Source organism: Methylobacterium sp. D53M (assembly GCF_053345625.1).
Genome location: NZ_JBKFAL010000006.1, coordinates 132,935 through 152,114, shown reverse-complemented (window position 1 = coordinate 152,114; position 19,180 = coordinate 132,935). Strand labels below are relative to the sequence as shown.

The window sequence follows — 19,180 nt, the reverse complement described above, 5'->3', positions numbered from 1 at the left end:
CGAGGCGCCGAGGCGCCCCCTCTCCCGTGCCCGATCCTCGCCTCGCCGCGGTTCGGCTCTCACTGCCATTGCCGCCGTGTCTCCTGCTCGCCGGCCAGGACCGGGCCGGGGCGCCGGCAGCCGCGGAGATAGTCCAGCGCCTGCGGGATCATCACGTCGGCCCGGTGGCTCTCGCGGGACAGCTCGACGCAGATCAGCTTGCCGAAGCCGACCTCCTCCAGGGCCTCGAGGACACCCGGCACGTCCATGTCGCCCTCGCCGAACGGCAGGTGAATGTGGCTGCCGCGCTTCATGTCCTCGATCGCCACGGTGCCGATCCGGTCGGCGAATTCCCGCACGGCCGCCGCCGGCTCGCGCTCGCCCGTGACGAGGCAGTGGCCGGTGTCGAGGGCGAGCTTCAAGCCCGGCACGGAGAGGGAAGCGTAGTCGTCGAGCGTCTCGATCAGCATGCCGGGCTCGGGCTCCAGGCAGGGCACGACACCGGCCTCGGCGGCGAACGAGGCGACCTCGTGCAGCCCCTCCTCCAGCCAGCGCCGGGCCTCGCCGGGATCGACGCCGGGCTTCGGAACGCCGGCCCAGAACGAGACCGCCTCGGCGGAGAGCATGGCGCCGATCTCGATCGCCCGCTTGAGGAAGCCGACCCGCCGGGCGCGGCCCGCGGCGTCGGCGGTCACCAGCGTCGGCTCGTGCTTGGCGGACGGATCGAGGAGGAAGCGGGCGCCCGTCTCGATGACGCAGGTCAGCTCCAGCTTCTCCAGCAGGCTCGCCACCCGGCCGGCTTCCGCCGCCCAGGTGTCGGCGAAGGGGTCGAGATGGTGGATGTCGAGGGTGAGCGCCACGCCGTCGTAGCCCGCCGCCTTGATCAGGTGGATCGCGTCGTCGAGGCGGTGGTTGGCCGCGCCGTTGGTGTTGTAGGCGAACCGGAGCGTCACGCCGCCCTCCCCTTCCGCTGGGCGAGGCGGAACGGCGCGTGGTGCGATTCCGGCTCGCGGTAGAGCGGATAGTGCCGCCCGACGATCCGCTCGGCCAGGGCCACGTCGAACAGCGGCTGGCCGCCGAACCGCTCCAGGGCTTCAGGAGTCAGACGCACCGGCCGCAAAGTCTCGCTCTCGGTGCCGAACTGGATGAGCGGATGGTCGCGGTCGATGAGCTTCTTCGTGTTGCGCTCGCCGATCCGGTAGTAGCTCATGGTCTCGACCTCGAGCCCCGGCACGATCGCCTTCACGACGCCGACCCCGCCGCCCGGCGGTGTGCAGTCGACGTAGAGCACGTCGAACCCGGCTTCGAGCAGCCGGTCGCAGGCGATCTTCCCCCGCGCATGGCCGTCGGCGGCCGGAGTGGAAGGCAACTCCGTAAATCGCTTGGTGCTGCGTTCGGAATAGACCGTGTCGGCCAGCACGCCGCGCAGGTCGGCCGCCGGCATCTCGATCCATTCGAGCATGGCCTGGAGTGCGCGGCTCTCCTCGAGGTCCAGGCTGGGCAGCGCCTTCTGGATGAAGGCGTCGACGTAGCCTGGCGGCGTCACCGTGGCGGCCATGTCGAGGGGACCGTGCCCGAAGGTCTTGCGCACCCGCGCGGCCTGGAACTCCAGCAGCGCCTTGCGGAGCGCCCGCTCCCGGTCCGGGTCGCAGGCCTCGCCGCAGGCCGAGAGGGCGATCGGCGCCGGGGTGCGCGCCGGGTCCTCGTCGTAGCCGACGACGTAGAGGTTGGTCAGCCCGAACTGGTCGGTGGCGAATTTCGGCAGCGCCCGGATGCCCAGCGCCTTCAGCCGGGCCAGCATGGCGGCGTTCTCCGGGCCGATGCCGTCGAGGTCGAGCATCACGCCCTGGTCGAGGGCCCGGAACAGCAGGCCGTTGCCGTCCCGCTGGAGCAGCTCCAGCACGCCGTGGCCCAGCGCGAAGGGCACGTCGGGCCCGGCGCCGAGGCCGTTGGTGATCAGGTTGGTGAAGGGCTTGTAGCCCTCCGACAGCTCGAAATAGTCGGTGGCGGCGACGTCGAGCGGCATCAGCACGATCTCGCCCGTGGCGTGGCGGATGCTCGGCGTCCACTCGAGCACCGTGTCGCGGTTCACCGGGGAGCCCGCGGGCAGACAGAGGGTCAGCGGGTCGGCGACCGACTTGGCGCCGTAGACGCGGACGAGATCGGTATAGCTCGCCCGCTCCTTCGCGCGGGGCAGCACCGCGAGGGACGGCGTCAGGTTCTCGGCGATCTCGGCCACGGCGCCGATCAGCGCCTCGTCGTCGGTGGCGCCGTAGCCGATCCCAGACGGCATCGCGCCCACGAAGAACGGGTCGTCGAGGAACAGGGCCACGAACCAGACCGGGATGCCGGTGCGATCGAGTGGCGCCAGCGGGAAGCCGACGACGCGCCCCTCCGGCAGCACGTCGAGATAGGCCCTGACCGGGTCGGGCAGGGTCTCGGGCAGGCCCTCGATCGGCCGCTTGGCGCCGAAACGGTAGGGGCGCGGCGCCTTGATCCGCTCGTGGCGGGCGCGGTCGTCCTGGTCGTGGAAGGCGTCTGCGTTGGTCACGTCGTGTTCCCGTCTTCCTCGAACCGTGCGCCGTGCCGTCGTCCCATTCACGCACCTCATCCCGAGGTGCCGTAGCGCAGCGGAGGCCTCGAAGGAGGGTTCCAGACGGCGCTGCGATCCCTGGAGCCCTCCTTCGAGGCCCGCTGGCGCGGGCACCTCAGGATGGGGGCGCGGGTGGGATGGATGGGATCGGGGCTCGGCGCTGTGTGATCCTGGCCTGTGCTCGCTACCCTTGCCCGTAGGCGCGGGCGACGAGCCGCATCGTGTGAAGGTCCCGGGACGCCGCGTACGCGGCCCGCTCCTCGGGCCGGCGCAGGGCCGAGCCGAAGGCGCGCACCTGCTCGGTGAAGGGCGAGCTGTCGGCGTCGAAGGCGAGCGGCTCCGTGCGGCCGCTCGCACCGTCGACGAAGGTCAGCGAGCCGCCGGCCGTCTGGCCCATCGTGTTCTCGGCGACGAGCAGGCCCTTCGTGCCGACCACCTCCAGGCGGCGGCGGGGCAGCGCGTCGGGGCAATTGTAGGCGACGTGCAGGCTCGCCAGTGCGCCGCTCCGCGTGCGCCCGATCAACAGGGCGCCGTCGTCGACGGCGTAATCCTGGGCCTTGGTCTGGGTGAGGGCCGCGAGGTCGGCGATCGGCTCGCCGAGCAGGTAATCCACGAGATCGAGCCCGTGCGGGGCGAGGTCCATCAGGGCGCCACCGCCGGCCTGGGCGGCGTCGATCCGCCAGTTCGGCTGGCCGGCCTCCGACCAGTCGCGCCCGAGCCAGCAGGCGTAGACGATCCGCACCGCCGTCACGGTGCCGAGCCGCCCGGCCTCGACCTGCCCGCGGATCGTCCGGTGGGCCGGGTGGTGCCGCTGGTCGAAGGCCGTGCCGTAGAAGATTTTCTGCGACTCGACGGCGTGCGCGATGGCCTCGGCGTCCTTGAGCGTCGCCGCCATGGGCTTCTCGCACAGGATCGCCTTGCCGGCAGCGGCCAGCGCCTCGACGGCGCCCCGGTGCAGGTGGTTCGGCGTCGCCACGTAGACCGCCTCGACCGCGGGCTCGGCGATCAGGCCGGCGAGATCGGCGTGGACGCGGGCACCGGCCCGCTCGGCGGCCGCGCGGCTCTCCGGGTTCGGATCACTGACCGCCACCAGCCGGTGCCCGGCCGCGCGGATGCCGGGCTCCATGTAGTCGCGGGCGACCCAGCCGTAGCCGACGATGCCCCAGCCGACCGCGTCCATCACCACCGCTCCGGCAGGTCGACGAACTCGCGCACGCGCACGCGCTGCGTTTCCGACGCATCGAGGCTTTCGTCGAAGGTCAGCGACTCCGGTCCCGGGGAGTGCAGCGGGTACGTGGCGCGGGGGGCGTACTCCGCCTCGTAGCGCTCCGAGGGCCAGCGGATGACGTAACCGCCGCCCTCGGGCACGTAGAGCGGGTTGAGCCGCAGCACGGTGCCGGGCTTCGGCAGGGTGAGGCCGTCGACCAGGGCGCGCGGCGCCGGGCGCATCCCGGGACCGCACACCACCGAGAACGCCTCGCAGCTTCGCAGGACGGCGGGGTCCTGCGGGCCCGGCGCCCGCGCCTCGACCAGCGCCCGGGTCAGCTCCGCGTCGTCGTAGACCAGGGCGTCGGGGAAGAACTCGGCGATCTCCTCCGCCGTCACCGCGCGTCCGGCAGAGAAGCCCGGGCAGTCGCGGTTGTGGATGTGGCTCAGCGCCAGCCAGCCGTCGTCGCCGGCGTTCTGGCGGAGGTTCTCGAGGAGCGCCGCCTTGTCGTCGAGGAAGTAGAAGGCGTCGTTGCAGACGACGAGGTCGACCGGCGCCCCCGGGATCGGCCAGTGGGGCGAGCCGGCGTCGAAGCAGACGAGCTGCGCCTTCTCGGCCACGACCCAGTGGCGCGCGACCCAGAGCTTGGCGAAGACCACGTCGGCGCCGGCGACCTTGCAGCCGCGCCGCTGCAACTCGCGCAGGTAGTGGCCGATGCCGCAGGCGAACTCGAAGACGCAGACGGGCTCGTTCCAGTGCGCCTCCAGCAGCGACAGGCCGGCCAGGAAGGTCGGGTCGCTCCAGCGGTGCAGGAAGTAGTCGCCGACGCGGCCCCAGCCGAGGAGCTCGACCGCCTCGCGGAGGGTCGCTTCGCGGCGCGTCTTGATCAGGCGGATGATCCCGGCGGGATCGGCCGGCGGCCCGTTCCACCAGTCGTCCTGATCGACCAGCAGCGCGGCCAGCGCCTCGTCGGGCTCGCCGGCGTCGAGATGGGCGAGCACCCGCTCGACCAGGGCCGCGCGGTTGATCCGCAGGTACGGGATGCCGTCGATCACGGGCCAGCGCGCGCCGGTCTCCGCGTCGCGCAGGGCGTGCGGGCCGTCGGCCTTCAGCGGGTTGCCGGTGTCCGGCGATCTGAGTTCGAACGGGATCATGGTTCTCGGGGCCGCCCGGGCAGATGGGCGACCGGGTCCGGCGATCAAGGGATGCGCATGTCGGCGAGGACACGATCGTGGAAGCCCTTCACCGGGCCGGCATGGACCAGCTCCCACTCGTCGAGCACCATCCCCATCGTGGTCGAGGCCCCCCGCAGGTGCTGGGCAATCTGGAGGACGCGGTCGATGCAGTCGGCCGCGTGGAAGGCGCGGCCCTCGGCGGTGGCGTCGTCGGGCAGCACCGCCCGGGCGCGCTCGACCTGGGCCCGCAGGGGCGCGTCGAGCTCGGCGAGCGCCCACGCGGCGGTGGTGGCCATGATCGGGCCGAGATGGTCGCCGAGCAGCATCTCGCCGGTGAAGCCGGCATCCGGCATGGCGGCGTTGTGGAAGTGGTGGGCCATCGCGGCCAGGAACACGGTGCCGGGATCGGCCCGGTAGAACGGGCTGAGGCAGACGCCGTAGACCGCCACGATCAGGCAGTGCTCGGCGTGGTTCTCCGGCGGCTCCAGCAGGATCCGGGCGCGGCCGGGGCAGGTGACGCCCGCCCGCGGCTGCTGCGCCAGGGCGCCGACGAAGCCCGGCAGCGGCCCGGGCCGGCCGGCCGGACGCGGCGCGAGCCGCGCGCGCAGGCGGTCGCGGAGGTCCGGATCGAGCTCTCCGGTGACGGCGTCGAACCCCGCCACCAGCACCGCGGAGGCGGCCTCGTCCGAGAGCCCCGCCGCGGTCAGGAAGGCCGCGTCGAGGTCGCAGAGGCGCGTCGCCGCCAGCGTGACGGCCGCGATGTCGAGCGCGACGTCGTCCGGCGCGGCGCCGCCGGTCAGCAGCCCCCACCCCTGCGCGAACAGCCGCTCGGCGATCGAGCCCGTACGGCCCGCGGAGCGGACACGCTTGAGGTCGTTCATCTCGACCAGAAGGTCGCGCAGTGCCTCGGGCGCTGCGGCACCGGATTGCGACGGGTGGTTCTCGCTGAGCATCGTTTCTTTCAGGCAGTCAGTCGCAGTTCGGACGGGGACCACATGCCGAACCGCCGACCTTGGGGCGTGAGCACGCGAATCCCCCTCCCCCTTGCGGGGAGGGGTCAGGGGTGGGGGTGGTGCAGAAGGCACCGCTCCGCCCGGTCCTGAACCACCCCCACCTCCAACTCCTCCCCGCAAGGGGGAGGAGAGTTTGCGCAGTGCTGAGACCTCGGCCTTCGTTCAGTGCACGCCCAGCCAGTCGTGGAGCATCTTCTCCTGCTTGCCGAAGGCGTGCTCCGGACCGTGGCCGTTCTTGACCATCGGCGCCTTGAAGAAGGTCGAGAGCTGCTCCTGCACGCCGCCGTCGCCGCGCTTGCTCGCGAGATCGAGGACGCGGGCGATCTCGATGACGAGCGGCGCGGCCAGGATCGAGTCCTTGCAGAGGAAGTTCACCTTGATCTGCATCCGCTGGCCCATGAAGCCGGTGACGTCGATGTTGTCCCAGGCCTCCTTGTCGTCGCCGCGCGGGCGGTAATAGTGGATGTGCACGAGGTGGTCCTCGACCGGGTAGCCGAGGATCGAGTCGAGCACCGTGCCCTTGGTGTTGAGCTTCGACTGCAGCGAGTTCGGATCGTTCAGGGCGAGGCCGTCGCGGTTGCCCAGGATGTTCGTCGAGAACCAGCCGTCGACGTGGAGGGCGCGCGCCTTGAAGGCGGGGGCCAGCACCGTCTTCATCATGGTCTGGCCGGTCTTGCCGTCCTTGCCGGCCACCGGGACGTTCAGCTCCTTGGCGAGGTCGAGGAGCGCCGGGACGTCGGCGGCGACGCTCGGGGTGAAGTTGGCGTAGGGGATGCCGCTCTTGATCGCCGCGTAGGCGTAGAGCATCGCCGGCGAGATCGCCTCGTCGCTCGAATCCAGGCCCTTCTCGAAGGCGGCGGTCGAGTTCAGGGTCGGGTCGCTGAGGTCGGGCCAGCGCTCCGTGGAGGCGAGGTTCACCACGACCACGTCGTCGAGGTTGCTCTCCTTCTGGAAGCGGCGGAGATCGTTGGCGATCACCGAGACCGCCTCGCGGTGGTCCTTGGCGACGATCCGGTTCTGACCGTCGATGTTCTTGCAGAACTTCGCGCTGCCGACCGCCGGCCAGGGCGTGATGCCCTTCAGGACCTGGGCGCCGTTCTCGATATCGTCCTTCGAGAGCACGCCGTGCCCGCTCGCCGCGGAGGCGAGGTCGTCGCCGTTCAGGTCCCAACCGCCGAAGACGAGGTCCTTGTAGTCGGCCATGCCGGCCACGGAGAGACCGGCGAGCGGCAGCCCGTCGAGACGGTTGGAGCCGGATTTGATCATCTCGATGCCGGCGATGGCGGTGGTGGCGACGGCGCCTCCCATGCCAACGAAGGCGACACCGACGCGGCGACCGGACTGCATGCTCATCGGAAACTGATGTCCTTGTGCGGACGCGGGTGGCGTCTTGAAGGGTCCGTCCTGGGACGGAAGTTCACCCCCCCGGGGCCGTACCTAACTGGCTCGGCGGTGCTCCGTTCCAACCCGAATGCGACAACATCGCCCCGCCGTCGTCCCGCGCGCGGCCGGTCGGCCGCCGGTCGGCGGCGTTAACGGGGCCCTAAGCGGGAGGGTTAACCCTTCCTTGACCGTGCCACGCTTGGATCACGGGGCCGTCCCATTCTGGTCACGGCCGGCGTCGATAGGGCCGCCGCTTCCAGAAAAAACCCGGCCGTCAGAGCCGGGCGGACGCAAGGACCGATCTAGAAGAGGACCAATGATGGGGGTTTTCCCGGAGCCGGCGCGTTGCGCCGACGACGTGAACCGACTCGTGCCGCAGACCCTGACCGGCACGGGGCATTTCGAGGATGAAGCCGTGGCGTGGCTGCCGCGGGCCGGGCGCGACGCAGGGCGCCGGTCACTTCGCCGCACCGGCCTCGGCCGGATCTCCGGGACGCTGGCCCTCGGGCTCGTCGCCGGGTTCGGCCTGCCGCAGGCCGCCTTCGCGCCCGCCTACTTCGCGCCGGCCGCCCAGGCCCACGACCGGGTCGACACCAGCCCGCGCGCCGCTCAGGAACTCGCTCAACGCGCGTTCGAGCCCGCGGTTCCCGCCGAGGCGCCCGCGGCATCGGCAGAGGCACCGGCACCGGCACCGACACCGGCGAAGGATGCCTGGAACGGCCTGCCCGTGCCGGAGCAGGAGCCCGCCACCACCGCCCTGATCCAGGACGACCTCGCGGCCCTGCCGCGGGTGACGCAGGAGCAGGACGCGGTCAAGTTCGGCGAGCGCAGCGTGCCGCGCAAGGTGGTCGACACGATCGTCAAGGCCTCCGACGAGGCCGGCGTCGATCCCGTCTACATGATGGCGCTGGCCGACAAGGAATCGAGCTTCGACACCGCGGCGAAGGCCGCGACCTCCTCGGCGCAGGGCCTGTTCCAGTTCGTCGCCCGCACCTGGCTGGAGATGATCCGCGACTACGGCGCGCGCTACGGGCTCGCCGAGGAAGCCGCCGCCGTGAAGGGCCGGGGCGCCGCGATCACCGTGACGGGCAGCATGCGCGCCCGGGTGCTCGGCCTGCGCAACGACCCGCGCGTCGCCGCCCTGATGGCGGCCGAGCTGATCAAGCGCGACCGTGACCGGATCGAGGCCCGGGTCGGGCGCGCGCTCACCACGACTGAGCTGTACCTCGCCCATTTCCTCGGCACCGCGAGCGCCGGGCGCTTCCTGTCGCTCTCCTCCGAGAAGCCCGACGAGGTCGCCGGCCGCGAGTTCCGCACCGCGGCGCGGGCCAATCGCGGCCTGTTCACCGAGAAGACGGGCGGCAAGCGCCGCAGCCTGACCGTGTCCGAGCTGCACGACCGGATCGACGGCATGATCGACCGGCGGCTGACCCGCTATCAGGGCGTGGCGGCGGTCGCCGAGGCGCTCGACAGGGCGCCGGCTCAGAGCGACGTCGCCGCCACCGAGGAGGCGGTTCCGGTGGCCGGCAACCGCCGCGTCGAGGTGACGGAGGCGCTGCCGCCGGACGGCGTGTGAGGACCGGATCGCGGCGCCGGCCTGCCTGAGCGGGCCGGCTCGCGGCTTCGGCCCGACGGATCCGCCGGCCGGGCGGCTCTCCCGGCCGCGTCCGCCGAGGAAGTCTCCCGCGCCGGGCCGCGCCGGCCCGCGGCGTCCCGAAACGCCGGGGCGGGTCAGGCGCGGCGCAGCGGGGCCGGAAGCGGCTTTCGCCCGACCGTCGAGCGGCCTCAAAGCTCAGCTTTTAAGGCACTGTTAACCATAGCAAGACCAATCCTGTCGGCAGACTACTTCTCTTAGAGATGCTTGGCGCCGATGCCCCGCTACTTCATCGACCTGCACGACGGCTCCCAGCCGATCCACGATGAGGTCGGCTTCGACCTGCCGGACCTTCCGGCGGCCCGCGCCAAGGTCACCCGGATCATGTCGGCGATCGCCCGCGACATGCTGCCGGAGGTCGAGCGCCAGGATTACGTGGCCTGCGTCCGCGACGGCGTCGGCAAGGTGGTCTACCGGGCGCGCCTGTCCCTCGCTGCCGAGATGGTGGAGTGAGCCGGCGCGCTCCGGCCGCCTGATGCGTCCCTGCAGACGTCGCTGAGCGACGTCCCTGAGACGGCGCCGAAACCGCCCTGAGGCTCCCCGCCGCGCCGCGGCAGTGCTTGACCGGCCCCCGGTTCCGGCCATCTCGGACCCATGAAACGGCGCAGCCTGCTCACGGTCGCGAGTGCGGCCACGGTCATGACGCTCGGCGGCGTCGGCTACGCCGCGCACCGGCGCGGCCGGAACCCGTACTACCGCGGCCCGACCTCCGACCATTTCGACGGGTTGCGGTTCTTCCTGCCCGGTCAGTCCACCGACAAGGCGCTCCCCGACGTGCTGCGCTGGCAGGCCAAGCGGCAGCGCGAGCCCTGGCCCAAGAGCTTCCCCAGCCCCTACCCGGCCGACCGGCCGCCGGAGCGCGTCGAGGGCCTGCGGGTCGTGCTGATCGGCCACGCGAGCTACCTCGTGCAGGTCGCCGGCCGGAACATCCTGATCGACCCGGTCTTCGCCAAGCGCGCGAGCCCGGTCCGCTTCGCCGGGCCGAAGCGCGTCAACCCGCCGGGCATCGCCTTCGCCAACCTGCCGCCGATCGACGCGATCCTGGTCACCCACAACCACTACGACCATCTCGACGGGCCGAGCCTCGCCCGGCTCTGGCAGGCGCACCAGCCGCTGATCGTGGCGCCGCTGGGCAACGACACGATCCTGCGCGGCTACGACGACACGATGCATGTCGAGACCCGCGACTGGGGACAGTCGGTCGATCTCGGCGACGGGCTGCAGGTCCATCTGACGCCCGCGAACCACTGGTCGGCCCGGGGCGTCAACGACCGGCGCATGGCGCTGTGGTGCGCCTTCGTGATCACCTCGCCCCGCGGCGTGCACTACCATGTCGGCGACACCGGTTTCGGCGACGGTGCCCTCTTCTCCGACGTGCGGGCGCGGTTCGGGCCGCCGCGCCTCGCGACGCTGCCGATCGGCGCCTACGAGCCGCGCTGGTTCATGCAGGCGCAGCACGTCGACCCGGCCGAGGCGGTGAAGGTCTTCGGCCTGCTCGGCGCCGAGCAGGCGCTGGGCCATCACTGGGGCACGTTCCAGCTCACGGACGAGGGCGTCGAGCGGCCCGCCGAGGCGCTGGCGGCGGCCCTCGGCGGGGCCGGCATCCCGGCCGAGCGCTTCGTCGCCCTGAGGCCCGGCCAGGTCTGGGAGGCCTGACCCCCGGGCTGTCCGGGGAACACCGGCGGCCATTGGGCACGATGCGTGCATCATTCTGTATGCAGCATGGGGTGGAGGCCCGGGCCGCGCTGCCGCGCGCCCGAGGGCGGGTGCCGTTCCGTGCGGCGCCCGCGCCTTCAGCCGAGAGACACGATGAACCCGATCAAGCCGACACGCCGATCCCTGATGGCCGGGGGCGTCGCCCTGGCGGCGCTGGGGGCGGCGGGCCGCGCCGGCGCGCAGGGCGCGGCCCCCGGCACCCTGACCTACGGCATCTCCATGACCGACCTGCCGCTCACGACCGGCCAGCCGGACCGGGGCGCGGGCGGCTACCAGTTCACCGGACTGACCCTCTACGATCCCCTGGTCGCCTGGGAACTCGACGTCGCCGACCGGCCGGGCAAGATGGTGCCCGGCCTCGCCACCGCCTGGGAGGCCGACCCGGCCGACCCCAAGGTCTGGACCTTCCACCTGCGGGAGGGCGTGGCCTTCCACGACGGGTCGGCCTTCGATGCCGACGCGGTGATCTGGAACTTCGACAAGGTGCTGAACAAGGAGGCGCCGCATTTCGACCAGCGGCAGGCGTCCCAGGTCCGCCCGCGCCTGCCCGGCGTCGCGAGCTACCGGAAGGTCGACGCCAAGACCGTCCAGGTCGTCACCAAGACGCCCGACAGCCTGTTTCCCTACCAGATGCTCTGGTTCCTGATCTCGTCGCCGGCGCAGTACGAGAAGGTCGGGAAGGACTGGGCGAAGTTCGCCTTCGAGCCCTCGGGGACCGGGCCGTTCCGGATGGGGCAGCTGGTGCCGCGGGTGCGCCTCGAGCTGCTGCCGAACATCGGCTACTGGAACCCGAAGCGGGTCCCGAAGCTCGCGAAGCTGACCCTCGCCTGCGTGCCCGAGGACCTCGCCCGGGTGAACGCGCTCCTGTCCGGCAGCGTCGACCTGATCGAGACGCCCGCGCCCGACGCGGTGCCGCGCCTGAAGGCCGCCGGCATGCGGGTCGTGGGCAACGAGACGCCCCATGTCTGGAACTACCACCTGTCGATGGTGGAGGGCTCGCCCTGGCGCGACCTGCGCCTGCGCAAGGCCGCCAACCTCGCCATCGACCGCGCGGGCGTCGTCGAGCTGATGGGCGGCCTCGCCCAGCCCGCCGTCGGTCAGGTCCAGGAGTCGAGCCCGTGGTTCGGCAAGCCGGGCTTCAAGATCCGGACCGACGTCGAGGCGGCGCGCAAGCTCGTCGAGGAGGCCGGCTACTCGGTGAAGAACCCCGTGAAGGCCACAGTCCTGATCCCGACCGGCGGCACCGGGCAGATGCTGTCGCTGCCGATCAACGAGTTCGTCCAGCAGAGCTGGGCCGAGATCGGCATCCAGGTGGCGTTCAAGACCGTGGAGCTGGAGGTGGCCTACACGGCCTGGCGCCAGGGCGCCGCGGATCCGAGCCTCAAGGGCGTCAGCGCCGGCAACATCGCCTACGTCACCTCCGACCCGTTCTACGCGATCCTGCGCTTCTACGATTCGCGGCAGATCGCGCCGAACGGCGTGAACTGGAGCCACTACCGCAATCCCGAGGTCGACGCCCTCTGCGACAAGGTGAAGGCGAGCCTCGACGTGGCCGAGCAGAACCGGCTGCTCGCGCGCATCCACGAAATCGTCGTGGACGATGCCGTGCAGGTCTGGGTCGTTCACGACACCAATCCGCACGCATTGTCGTCACGGGTGAAGAACTACGTCCAGGCGCAGCACTGGTTTCAGGACCTGGCGACGCTCGCCTGATCAGCCCGGATCTGTGTCGGCTCCGGGAAGAACGGGAGAACATCGGGAACGATCGGCGCGAGGACGGGTTGGACTGCGAACGCACGAAGGAGAGTCCCATGAAGACCCTGCTTGCCGGCGCCGTCCTGGCCGCCTCCCTGACGAGCGTCGTCCCCGCTGCGGCGCAGCGAATCGATATCGGTCCCGACGGGCCGAGCGTCGACCTGCGCTCCCGCGCCCAGCGGGAGCGCGACTTCCGCCGCGAAGAGTATCGGCGCGACCGCGCCTATGACGAGGATCGTCTCTACCGGCGCCAGCGGTTCGACGACGACCGACCGGTGACGCGGCGCGGCTACGGATACTGAATCACCGCGCGAATCGCCTGTCGGCGATTGTGCGCTCTCTTCGGGGGTCGGCTCGCGCCGGCCCCTTTTTCTATGCCGCGTCTCCGAAGCGCGGCCCGGGACAGCACGCAACCCACAGGGTCGAATTTCGCACTTGCGGCACGGTGAGTCGGAGACTAGGAAGATCGAGCATCAAATTTCGGGAGCATCTGGCAATGACCTCACGTTTCATCAGTGGCTTCGCGGCGGTCACCCTCGCGGTGTGCGGCCTCTCCGCTCCGGCCGCCTTCGCCAAGCCGATGAGCGGGGCGAGCGCCGTCAAGATGATCGACACCGACAACGACGGCACCGTCGACATGAAGGAAGTGGAGGCGGTGGCCTCGGCGACCTTCGACCGTCTCGAGAAGGACGCCGACGGCACCCTCGACGCCAAGGAGCTGAAGGGCCGCCTGAGCGCCTCCGGCGTGAAGCAGGCCGATCCGGACAGCGACGGCACCCTCGACAAGAAGGAATACCTCGCGGCCGTCGGCGAGCGCTTCAAGCTGGCCGACCCGGACAACGACGGCACCCTCGACGCCAAGGAGCTGAACTCCAAGGCCGGCAAGGCTCTCCTGGCCCTCATCAAGTAAAACCGTCCGCGCGCTCCTGATGGAGCGTGGATGAGCGAGGCCTCCGCGGCGCTGACCGCGGGGGCCTTGCTGCGTTCATGGCGACCCTGAACCTTCGCCCGGACGCGCCGATCCATGGGTCCTGCACGTAAAAGTTGTGGATCGCGGCGATTGTTCTGCGGGCTCCGGCCGCTCCCGCGCCGGCGGAACATCCGACACCCCGTCCGATACCCCGTCCGACACCCCGTCCGGCCGCCGCGCCGGCTGCGACGCTCGACCGCTCGCCGGGCGCGGTCGGAGGGAGTTGACGGTCCGCAACCTGTAGGTGCACCCTCGAGGTGGTTGAGGGACCAAGACGATGCGGAACGGCTCACCAGAGGACGAAGGCAACGCGAGACGCCGCGCGAGACCGGTCGCGCTGACCGAGGGACCGCACGGCGCGGCGGCGGCGGACGGACGCGACCGGATTGCCGAGAGCCGGCCGGAGCGCGCGGACGCGGAGCCGGCGGCAACGCTCGGCGATCTCGGCGACGCCCTGCTCGCGGCCTATCGGCTGGCCGAGCAGGACGGCGACGCGCTGACCGTGTCGCTGCTCGGGCAGGCGCTGCTGCGGACCGGGCGGCGCCTGGCGCGCGGGATGTCGCCCGCCGATGTCGGGATCGCCTGCCACTGAGGCGGCGCGCGGTCCCGGACGCTCGGGCGACTGACGGGACGGCGCCGCCGCGGCCCGCCTACGCGCCCGGCGCGGCGCGGTCGAGGAAGGCGCGCAGGTAGCCGCCGACCGCCTCGGCGCGCTCGACGGCGAGCAGGTGCGCCGCCCGGGGCAGCACGACGAGTTCGGCCTGGGCGATGCCGCCGCAGATCTCCTCGGCCATGGCCGGGGGCGTCGAGGGATCGTCGCGGCCGGCGATCACCAGGGTCGGCGCGGTGATGGCTCCGAGCGCCGGACGGAGATCCATGCGCCCGATCGCCCCGCAGCACACCGCGTAGCCGGCCGGATCGCAGGCCAGGAATCGCTCGCGGACAGCCCGCACCGTCTCGGGCGCGCGCTCCGCGAAACCCGGCGTGAACCAGCGCCCCAGCGTCGCCTCGACCACGGCCGCCGTCCCCTGGGCGCGCACGGTCGCGGCGCGCTCGTCCCAGCTCTGCAGGCTCGGCAGGAAGGCCGCCGTCGCCATCAGGGTGGCGCTGAGCGCGCGTCCGGGATCGGCGCTCGCCAGCGCCTGCACGGTCATCCCGCCGAGCGAGAGGCCGACGAGATGGGCGCGTCCGATGCCGAGGGCGTCCAGAAGGCCCGCGAGATCGCCGGCCAGATCCGCGATCGCGACCGGCCGGTCGCGCGTCTCCGACCCGCCGTGGCCGCGCGTGTCGTAGCGCAGCGTCCGGTAACGCCCCGTCAGCGCGGGCACCAGCGCGTCCCACATCTCCAGGGTCGCCCCCAGCGAGTTCGAGAAGGCGACGACCGGGGCGTCCTCCGGGCCCTCGAGGTGGTAGCGGAGGCCGAGTCCTCCGACGGTGATCTGCGGCATGCGGCTCTCTCCGGTTCGGGCTCTCGAGGATGTCGCGCCGCCGGGCGGCGGGGCGGAGCTGGCGGGCAACGCGGCCTCCCGGACGGATCTCAGGCGCGACCGAGGGGAATCAGGCCCCAGCCGCGCTCGTGGAGGTAGTACAGCACGGTCTTGGTCACGGTCTCGGTCGAGGCGATCGAGCCGGCGACCAGCACGCTGCCGGTGAACAGATAGGACAGCAGCAGCGTGTCGAGGCTCCCGACGACGCGCCAGCTCACGGCCTTGGCGATCGAGCGGAGGCGGCTCTCCCCGGCCGGGGGCGCGCGCGTCCGTGCGGGCTCGGGTGCGCGGGCATCGCGGGTTGGGACGTCGTCGGCGGGCATGCGGGGCTCCCTGCGGTCGATCCGAAACGCGCGCGGTGGCGCGGTCCATTATGGGGCGGCGCACCGGATGCTGCCCCGCCGGATCGCCCGGCGCGCGGATGACGATGCCGCGAGCCCCGCGCTCCGGAGGAGCGTCTTCAACATGGGTGAATGCGCGGGCGGCCGAAACGCTCGACAAGAGCGGTGCGAGCACAGAGGAGACCGGGGATGCACGAGCCTGCGATGGGCGACGCCGCGATCCGACCGGCGGAGTTCTGGGACACGGTCGGCGGCCTCGTGACCGCCAAGGTCGAGCCGGTGATCGGCCGAGCCGACAAGCAGCGTGGTCCCGTCATCGACTACCTGCGCGACCTGGAGGCCCTGGCGCGGCGCCAGTGCTCCAGCCGCGAGACGGTCCAGATCATCGCCTCGGGCCGGCGGCTCCTCGGGGACCGGAGCGAGATCGGGCCGTCGGACGGACCGTTCACCCGCGCCTGAGCCGGGCACCCGGCGGAGCCGCCCGCGCCATCCGCGACCGGACCAGATAGATCGCGGCCGCGACCGCCCAGGCCGCGCAGGTCGGCGCCACCCACTGCTGCAGGTTCGGCAGGGACCAGCCGTACAGGAACTCGGCGCCGAGATGCGCCTGAACGGCGTCCCAGCCCGCGTGCTTGAGGGCGTGTTCCCGCTGCCCGGCCTCGCGGCCGTAATAGTAGGTCGAGACCACGAGCGCCGCGACGCCTTCCGGTCGGGGACTGCGCAGCAGGAGCAGAACGGCCGCCATTCCGGCGGTCTCGGGGATCGCCGTCAGGGCGTGGCTCATCGCCGGGTTCGCGACCATGAAGGCGACGAGCGTTCCGAGCATGGGCGGCGCTTACACCAATCCCGGCGCGGCGTCAGCGGCACTCCGGCCCCGCGCCTGCATCCCCGGCGGCCGCCGCGCGGTTGACGGTGCGGGACCGGAACAACGGAGCCGCGCATGAGCGACACCTACGACCTCGGCCGCTTCGTCGCTGCGCAGGAGGGCGTCTACGGGCGCGCCCTGGCGGAGTTGCAGGCCGGCGACAAGCGCAGCCACTGGATGTGGTTCATCTTCCCGCAGATCGCCGGGCTCGGCGCGAGCCCGATGGCGCAGCGCTACGCCATCGGGTCTCTCGCGGAGGCGCAGGCCTACGCGGCGCACCCGGTGCTCGGCGGGCGCCTGCGCGCCTGCACGGCGGCCGTCAACGCCGTCGCCGGGCGCTCGGCCCACGCGATCTTCGGCTCGCCCGACGATCTGAAGTTCCGCTCCAGCATGACGCTGTTCGCCCGCGCCGTGCCGGAGGAGCCGGTCTTCGCCGACGCGCTGGCGCGCTACTTCGACGGCGTCCCCAACCCGCGGACGCTGGCGAAGCTCGGGACGGGCTAGGCCTTCACCGGCCCCACAGGCCGACCCGCTCGGCGCGCGCCTGCTCCTCCGCGCCCAGGAGGTCCGGCGGGGCGTCCTCGGAGGCGCGGGCGCCGCCCGCCGCCAGGATCAGCCCGGCGAGGTCGTCGCCCTCGATGCGGCAGCGGGCCGTGGCCCCGTCGGACAGGCCGGTGCAGACCACCTCGCGGCGGCGCAGGTAGCTGGCGAGCTGGCGGGCGAGATGGCCGCGCTCGCCGACCACGCCGAGGAGGCGCACGACCCGCCCGCGCAGGTTGAGGGTGCCGGTATCGATCACCTCCGGCACGCCGCGGATCTCGCCGGCCGCGACCGGTTCGGCCGCGGGCGCGGCGGCGGTCCGGGCCGGCTCGGCCCGCTCCGCCGAGGGGCGGGCCTTGCCCTTCGCGAGCCTCTCGGCGGCCCGCTGGACGAAGTCGTGGAAGATCCCGGCCGGCATCTCGCCGCCGAACATGCGGTTCATCGGGCTGTCGTCGTCGTTGCCGACCCAGATCCCGACCACGAGGTCGGGGGTCATGCCGACGAACCACGCGTCGCGGAAATCCTGGCTCGTGCCGGTCTTGCCGCCGATGATCTGGCCGGGCACCCGCGCTGCGCGGCCGGTGCCGGATTCCACCACCGCCTGCAGCGAGTCGAGCATCATGGTGCGCGGCTCCTGCGCCAGCATCGGGCCCGGGGCCGCGTCGGTGCGGACGTAGAGCGGCTGCGGCGCGGCTCCGCGGATCGCCTGGATGCCGTAGGACTGGAGCGGAGTGCGCCCGGACAGGACCGAGCCGTAGGCGCGGGTCATCTCCAGGAGGCTCACGGCGCCCGAGCCGAGGACGAGGCTCGGCACGTTGGGCAGGTCCGACTGGATCCCGAGCTTGCGGGCGGTGGCGATCACCGCCGGGATGCCGACATCCTGCCCGAGCTGGGCCGCCACGGTGTTGATCGAGAGCGCGAAGGCGGTCCGCAGGGGCACGGGCCCCCGGTAGCGGCCGTCGTCGTTCTCGGGCTGCCAGTCGCCGATCTGGACCGGGCGGTCGACCATCACGGATTCCGGCGTGTAGCCCTTCTCGTAGGCCGTCAGGTAGGCGAGGAGCTTGAACAGGGAGCCGGGCTGGCGCTTGGCCTGGACGGCGCGGTTGAACTGGCTGTCCTCGTAGTCGCGGCCGCCGACCATGGCGAGGATCGCGCCCTCCTTCGACAGCACCACCATGGCGGCCTGGCCGACCTTGCGGCGGGCGCCGTCCTTGTCGAGGCGGCGGGCCACGACGCCCTCGGCGAGGCTCTGCAGGTCGAGGTTGAGGGTCGAGCGCACCGTCATGTCGCCGTCGGTGCCGGCGAGGCGCTTCACGTCGCCCGCGATCATGTCGAGGAAGTAGTTGGTGCCGGGCGGCGCCTCGGGGGGCGATTTCAGGGTCACGCTCTGCTTGCGCGCGGCGTCGGCCTCGGCCTGCGAGATCGCGCCGGTCTCGACCATGGCCTGGAGCACCACGTCGGCGCGCTCCTTGGCGCCGCCGAGGTTGCGGGTCGGGGCGAGCTGCGAGGGCGCCCGCACCAGACCGGCCAGCATCGCCGATTCCGGCAGGTTCAGCGCCTTGGCGGGCTTGCCGAAGTAGCGCCGCGCCGCCGCGTCCGCCCCATAGGCGCCGGCGCCGAAATACGCGGAGTCGAGGTAGCCGAGCAGGATCGCGTCCTTGCTCATGGTCGACTCCACGCGCAGCGCCAGGAAGGCTTCCTGCACCTTCCGCCAGAGCGTCTTCTCCTGGTTGAGGGAGGTCAGGCGGACATATTGCTGGGTGATGGTCGAGCCGCCCTCGCGCACGCCGCCGCCGCGGAGATTGCGCCACGCCGCCCGGGCGAGGCCGCGCAGGTCGATGCCCCAGTGGCTGTAGAAGCGGCGGTCCTCGATCGCCACGATCGCCTGGGCGAGGTGCGGCGGCAGGTCGGCCGCGGTGAGCTTCTGGCCGCGGAAGCTGCCGCGGGTGGCGAAGACCCGGCCGTCGTCGGCCTCGACGGTGATCGCCCGCTGGCCGGTCTCGACCACGGCGCCGCCCAGCGGCGGCAGGCTCACGAAGGCCGCGAACAGGTAGATCGCCAGCGCCAGGGCCGGCAGCAGGACCACCAGGGCGGCGGCGAGCAGGGCCGGGTGCCGGCGGCCGAGGATCGGCCGGGAACGCCGGTTCAGGGCGCGCGCGTCCGTCTCCTCGACGGCGGGCGGGCGCTCCGCCGGTGCTCGTCGCGCCCGCGCCGCGCGCTCCGCCGCGCGGGCCGACAGGGCCCGGCCGGTCCGCGCGAGGCCGAGCCCGGCCGCGGCGAGGAGGGTCCGGAGATGGCGCGCGAGGTCGCGCGCGGCCCGCCCGGCCTCCCGGGCGGCGAGCCGCGGGTCCGGGGCGTCGGCGGCGGGGTCCGGCTTCGGCGGCTTCGGCCCGTCGGCCGGGGCGCGTTCCGGCGCGTCGGGCGTCATCGTGGTGCGTGTTCCGGGACCGGCCGATCCGGCCGACCGAGCCTTCTAAGCCGCATCGGTCGCGGTGTCCCGCA

19 protein-coding genes are annotated in these 19,180 nt (G+C 72.4%); 9 read left to right on the top strand and 10 right to left on the bottom strand.

The features are described 5' to 3' along the window. Positions 1-59: 59 nt before the first annotated feature. From ACLBYG_RS12465 to ACLBYG_RS12440, 6 genes are all read right to left on the bottom strand, one after another. Positions 60-932 carry a sugar phosphate isomerase/epimerase family protein gene (locus ACLBYG_RS12465; protein WP_447681652.1) on the bottom strand — a complete coding sequence of 291 codons (873 nt, stop codon included), beginning with the start codon at positions 930-932 and terminating at the stop codon, positions 60-62. After that, positions 929-2,530: a YcaO-like family protein gene (locus ACLBYG_RS12460; RefSeq protein WP_447681651.1), complete on the bottom strand. Its 1,602-nt coding sequence runs from the start codon at positions 2,528-2,530 to the stop codon at positions 929-931. Before ACLBYG_RS12460 ends, ACLBYG_RS12465 begins: the two co-directional genes overlap by 4 nt. Before the next feature lie 226 nt (positions 2,531-2,756). After that, entirely contained in the window at positions 2,757-3,752 is a 996-nt protein-coding gene (locus ACLBYG_RS12455; protein WP_447681650.1) for a Gfo/Idh/MocA family protein, read from the bottom strand. Beyond that, positions 3,752-4,933, bottom strand: a complete 1,182-nt coding sequence (locus ACLBYG_RS12450; protein WP_447681649.1) for a class I SAM-dependent methyltransferase — start codon at positions 4,931-4,933, stop codon at positions 3,752-3,754. The genes ACLBYG_RS12455 and ACLBYG_RS12450 overlap by 1 nt, the downstream gene beginning before the upstream one ends. Before the next feature lie 44 nt (positions 4,934-4,977). Next, positions 4,978-5,907, bottom strand: coding sequence for a hypothetical protein (locus ACLBYG_RS12445; protein WP_447681648.1), 930 nt, complete (start codon positions 5,905-5,907; stop codon positions 4,978-4,980). 222 nt (positions 5,908-6,129) lie between these two features. After that, positions 6,130-7,320: an inositol-3-phosphate synthase gene (locus ACLBYG_RS12440; protein ID WP_447681647.1), complete on the bottom strand. Its 1,191-nt coding sequence runs from the start codon at positions 7,318-7,320 to the stop codon at positions 6,130-6,132. A 349-nt stretch (positions 7,321-7,669) separates the two neighbouring features. Between ACLBYG_RS12440 and ACLBYG_RS12435 the strand changes: the two genes are divergently transcribed. From ACLBYG_RS12435 to ACLBYG_RS12405, 7 genes are all read left to right on the top strand, one after another. Next, entirely contained in the window at positions 7,670-8,926 is a 1,257-nt protein-coding gene (locus ACLBYG_RS12435) for a transglycosylase SLT domain-containing protein (RefSeq protein WP_447681699.1), read from the top strand. Positions 8,927-9,220: 294 nt separating this feature from the next. After that, positions 9,221-9,457 carry a DUF6894 family protein gene (locus ACLBYG_RS12430; RefSeq protein WP_020092591.1) on the top strand — a complete coding sequence of 79 codons (237 nt, stop codon included), beginning with the start codon at positions 9,221-9,223 and terminating at the stop codon, positions 9,455-9,457. 141 nt (positions 9,458-9,598) lie between these two features. After that, positions 9,599-10,660 (top strand): MBL fold metallo-hydrolase, encoded by a 1,062-nt coding sequence (locus ACLBYG_RS12425; RefSeq protein WP_447681646.1) that lies wholly within the window; start codon positions 9,599-9,601, stop codon positions 10,658-10,660. Positions 10,661-10,813: 153 nt separating this feature from the next. Further along, positions 10,814-12,433, top strand: coding sequence for an ABC transporter substrate-binding protein (locus tag ACLBYG_RS12420; RefSeq protein ID WP_354455615.1), 1,620 nt, complete (start codon positions 10,814-10,816; stop codon positions 12,431-12,433). Between the two features lie 98 nt (positions 12,434-12,531). Further along, positions 12,532-12,777: a hypothetical protein gene (locus ACLBYG_RS12415; RefSeq protein WP_091926210.1), complete on the top strand. Its 246-nt coding sequence runs from the start codon at positions 12,532-12,534 to the stop codon at positions 12,775-12,777. A 194-nt stretch (positions 12,778-12,971) separates the two neighbouring features. Next, on the top strand, positions 12,972-13,385 hold the full coding sequence (locus ACLBYG_RS12410; protein WP_042675620.1) for a histidine kinase: 414 nt from the start codon (positions 12,972-12,974) through the stop codon (positions 13,383-13,385). 337 nt (positions 13,386-13,722) lie between these two features. Further along, positions 13,723-14,037: a hypothetical protein gene (locus ACLBYG_RS12405; protein WP_447681645.1), complete on the top strand. Its 315-nt coding sequence runs from the start codon at positions 13,723-13,725 to the stop codon at positions 14,035-14,037. Between the two features lie 58 nt (positions 14,038-14,095). Here ACLBYG_RS12405 and pcaD read toward each other — a convergent pair whose 3' ends face one another. Together pcaD and ACLBYG_RS12395 are read right to left on the bottom strand one after the other, a co-directional pair. Further along, a complete protein-coding gene (gene pcaD / locus ACLBYG_RS12400; protein WP_427508669.1) occupies positions 14,096-14,893 on the bottom strand; it encodes a 3-oxoadipate enol-lactonase in 798 nt (265 codons plus the stop codon). A gap of 89 nt (positions 14,894-14,982) precedes the next feature. Continuing rightward, positions 14,983-15,255, bottom strand: coding sequence for a DUF2061 domain-containing protein (locus tag ACLBYG_RS12395; RefSeq protein ID WP_020092598.1), 273 nt, complete (start codon positions 15,253-15,255; stop codon positions 14,983-14,985). 207 nt (positions 15,256-15,462) lie between these two features. On the opposite strand from ACLBYG_RS12395, the gene ACLBYG_RS12390 reads away from it, so the two are divergent. Further along, the gene (locus tag ACLBYG_RS12390) at positions 15,463-15,732 is read left to right on the top strand and encodes a hypothetical protein (RefSeq protein WP_091926206.1); all 270 of its coding nucleotides are present in this window, start codon (positions 15,463-15,465) and stop codon (positions 15,730-15,732) included. On the opposite strand, the gene ACLBYG_RS12385 is transcribed toward ACLBYG_RS12390, so the two are convergent. Then, positions 15,719-16,099, bottom strand: a complete 381-nt coding sequence (locus ACLBYG_RS12385) for a hypothetical protein (RefSeq protein WP_447681644.1) — start codon at positions 16,097-16,099, stop codon at positions 15,719-15,721. The genes ACLBYG_RS12390 and ACLBYG_RS12385 overlap by 14 nt on opposite strands. A gap of 114 nt (positions 16,100-16,213) precedes the next feature. Here ACLBYG_RS12385 and ACLBYG_RS12380 point away from each other — a divergent pair, with 114 nt between their 5' ends. Continuing rightward, positions 16,214-16,642: a DUF1810 domain-containing protein gene (locus ACLBYG_RS12380; RefSeq protein WP_447681643.1), complete on the top strand. Its 429-nt coding sequence runs from the start codon at positions 16,214-16,216 to the stop codon at positions 16,640-16,642. A 4-nt stretch (positions 16,643-16,646) separates the two neighbouring features. On the opposite strand, the gene ACLBYG_RS12375 is transcribed toward ACLBYG_RS12380, so the two are convergent. After that, a complete protein-coding gene (locus ACLBYG_RS12375; protein WP_447681642.1) occupies positions 16,647-19,106 on the bottom strand; it encodes a PBP1A family penicillin-binding protein in 2,460 nt (819 codons plus the stop codon). Positions 19,107-19,180: the final 74 nt, after the last annotated feature.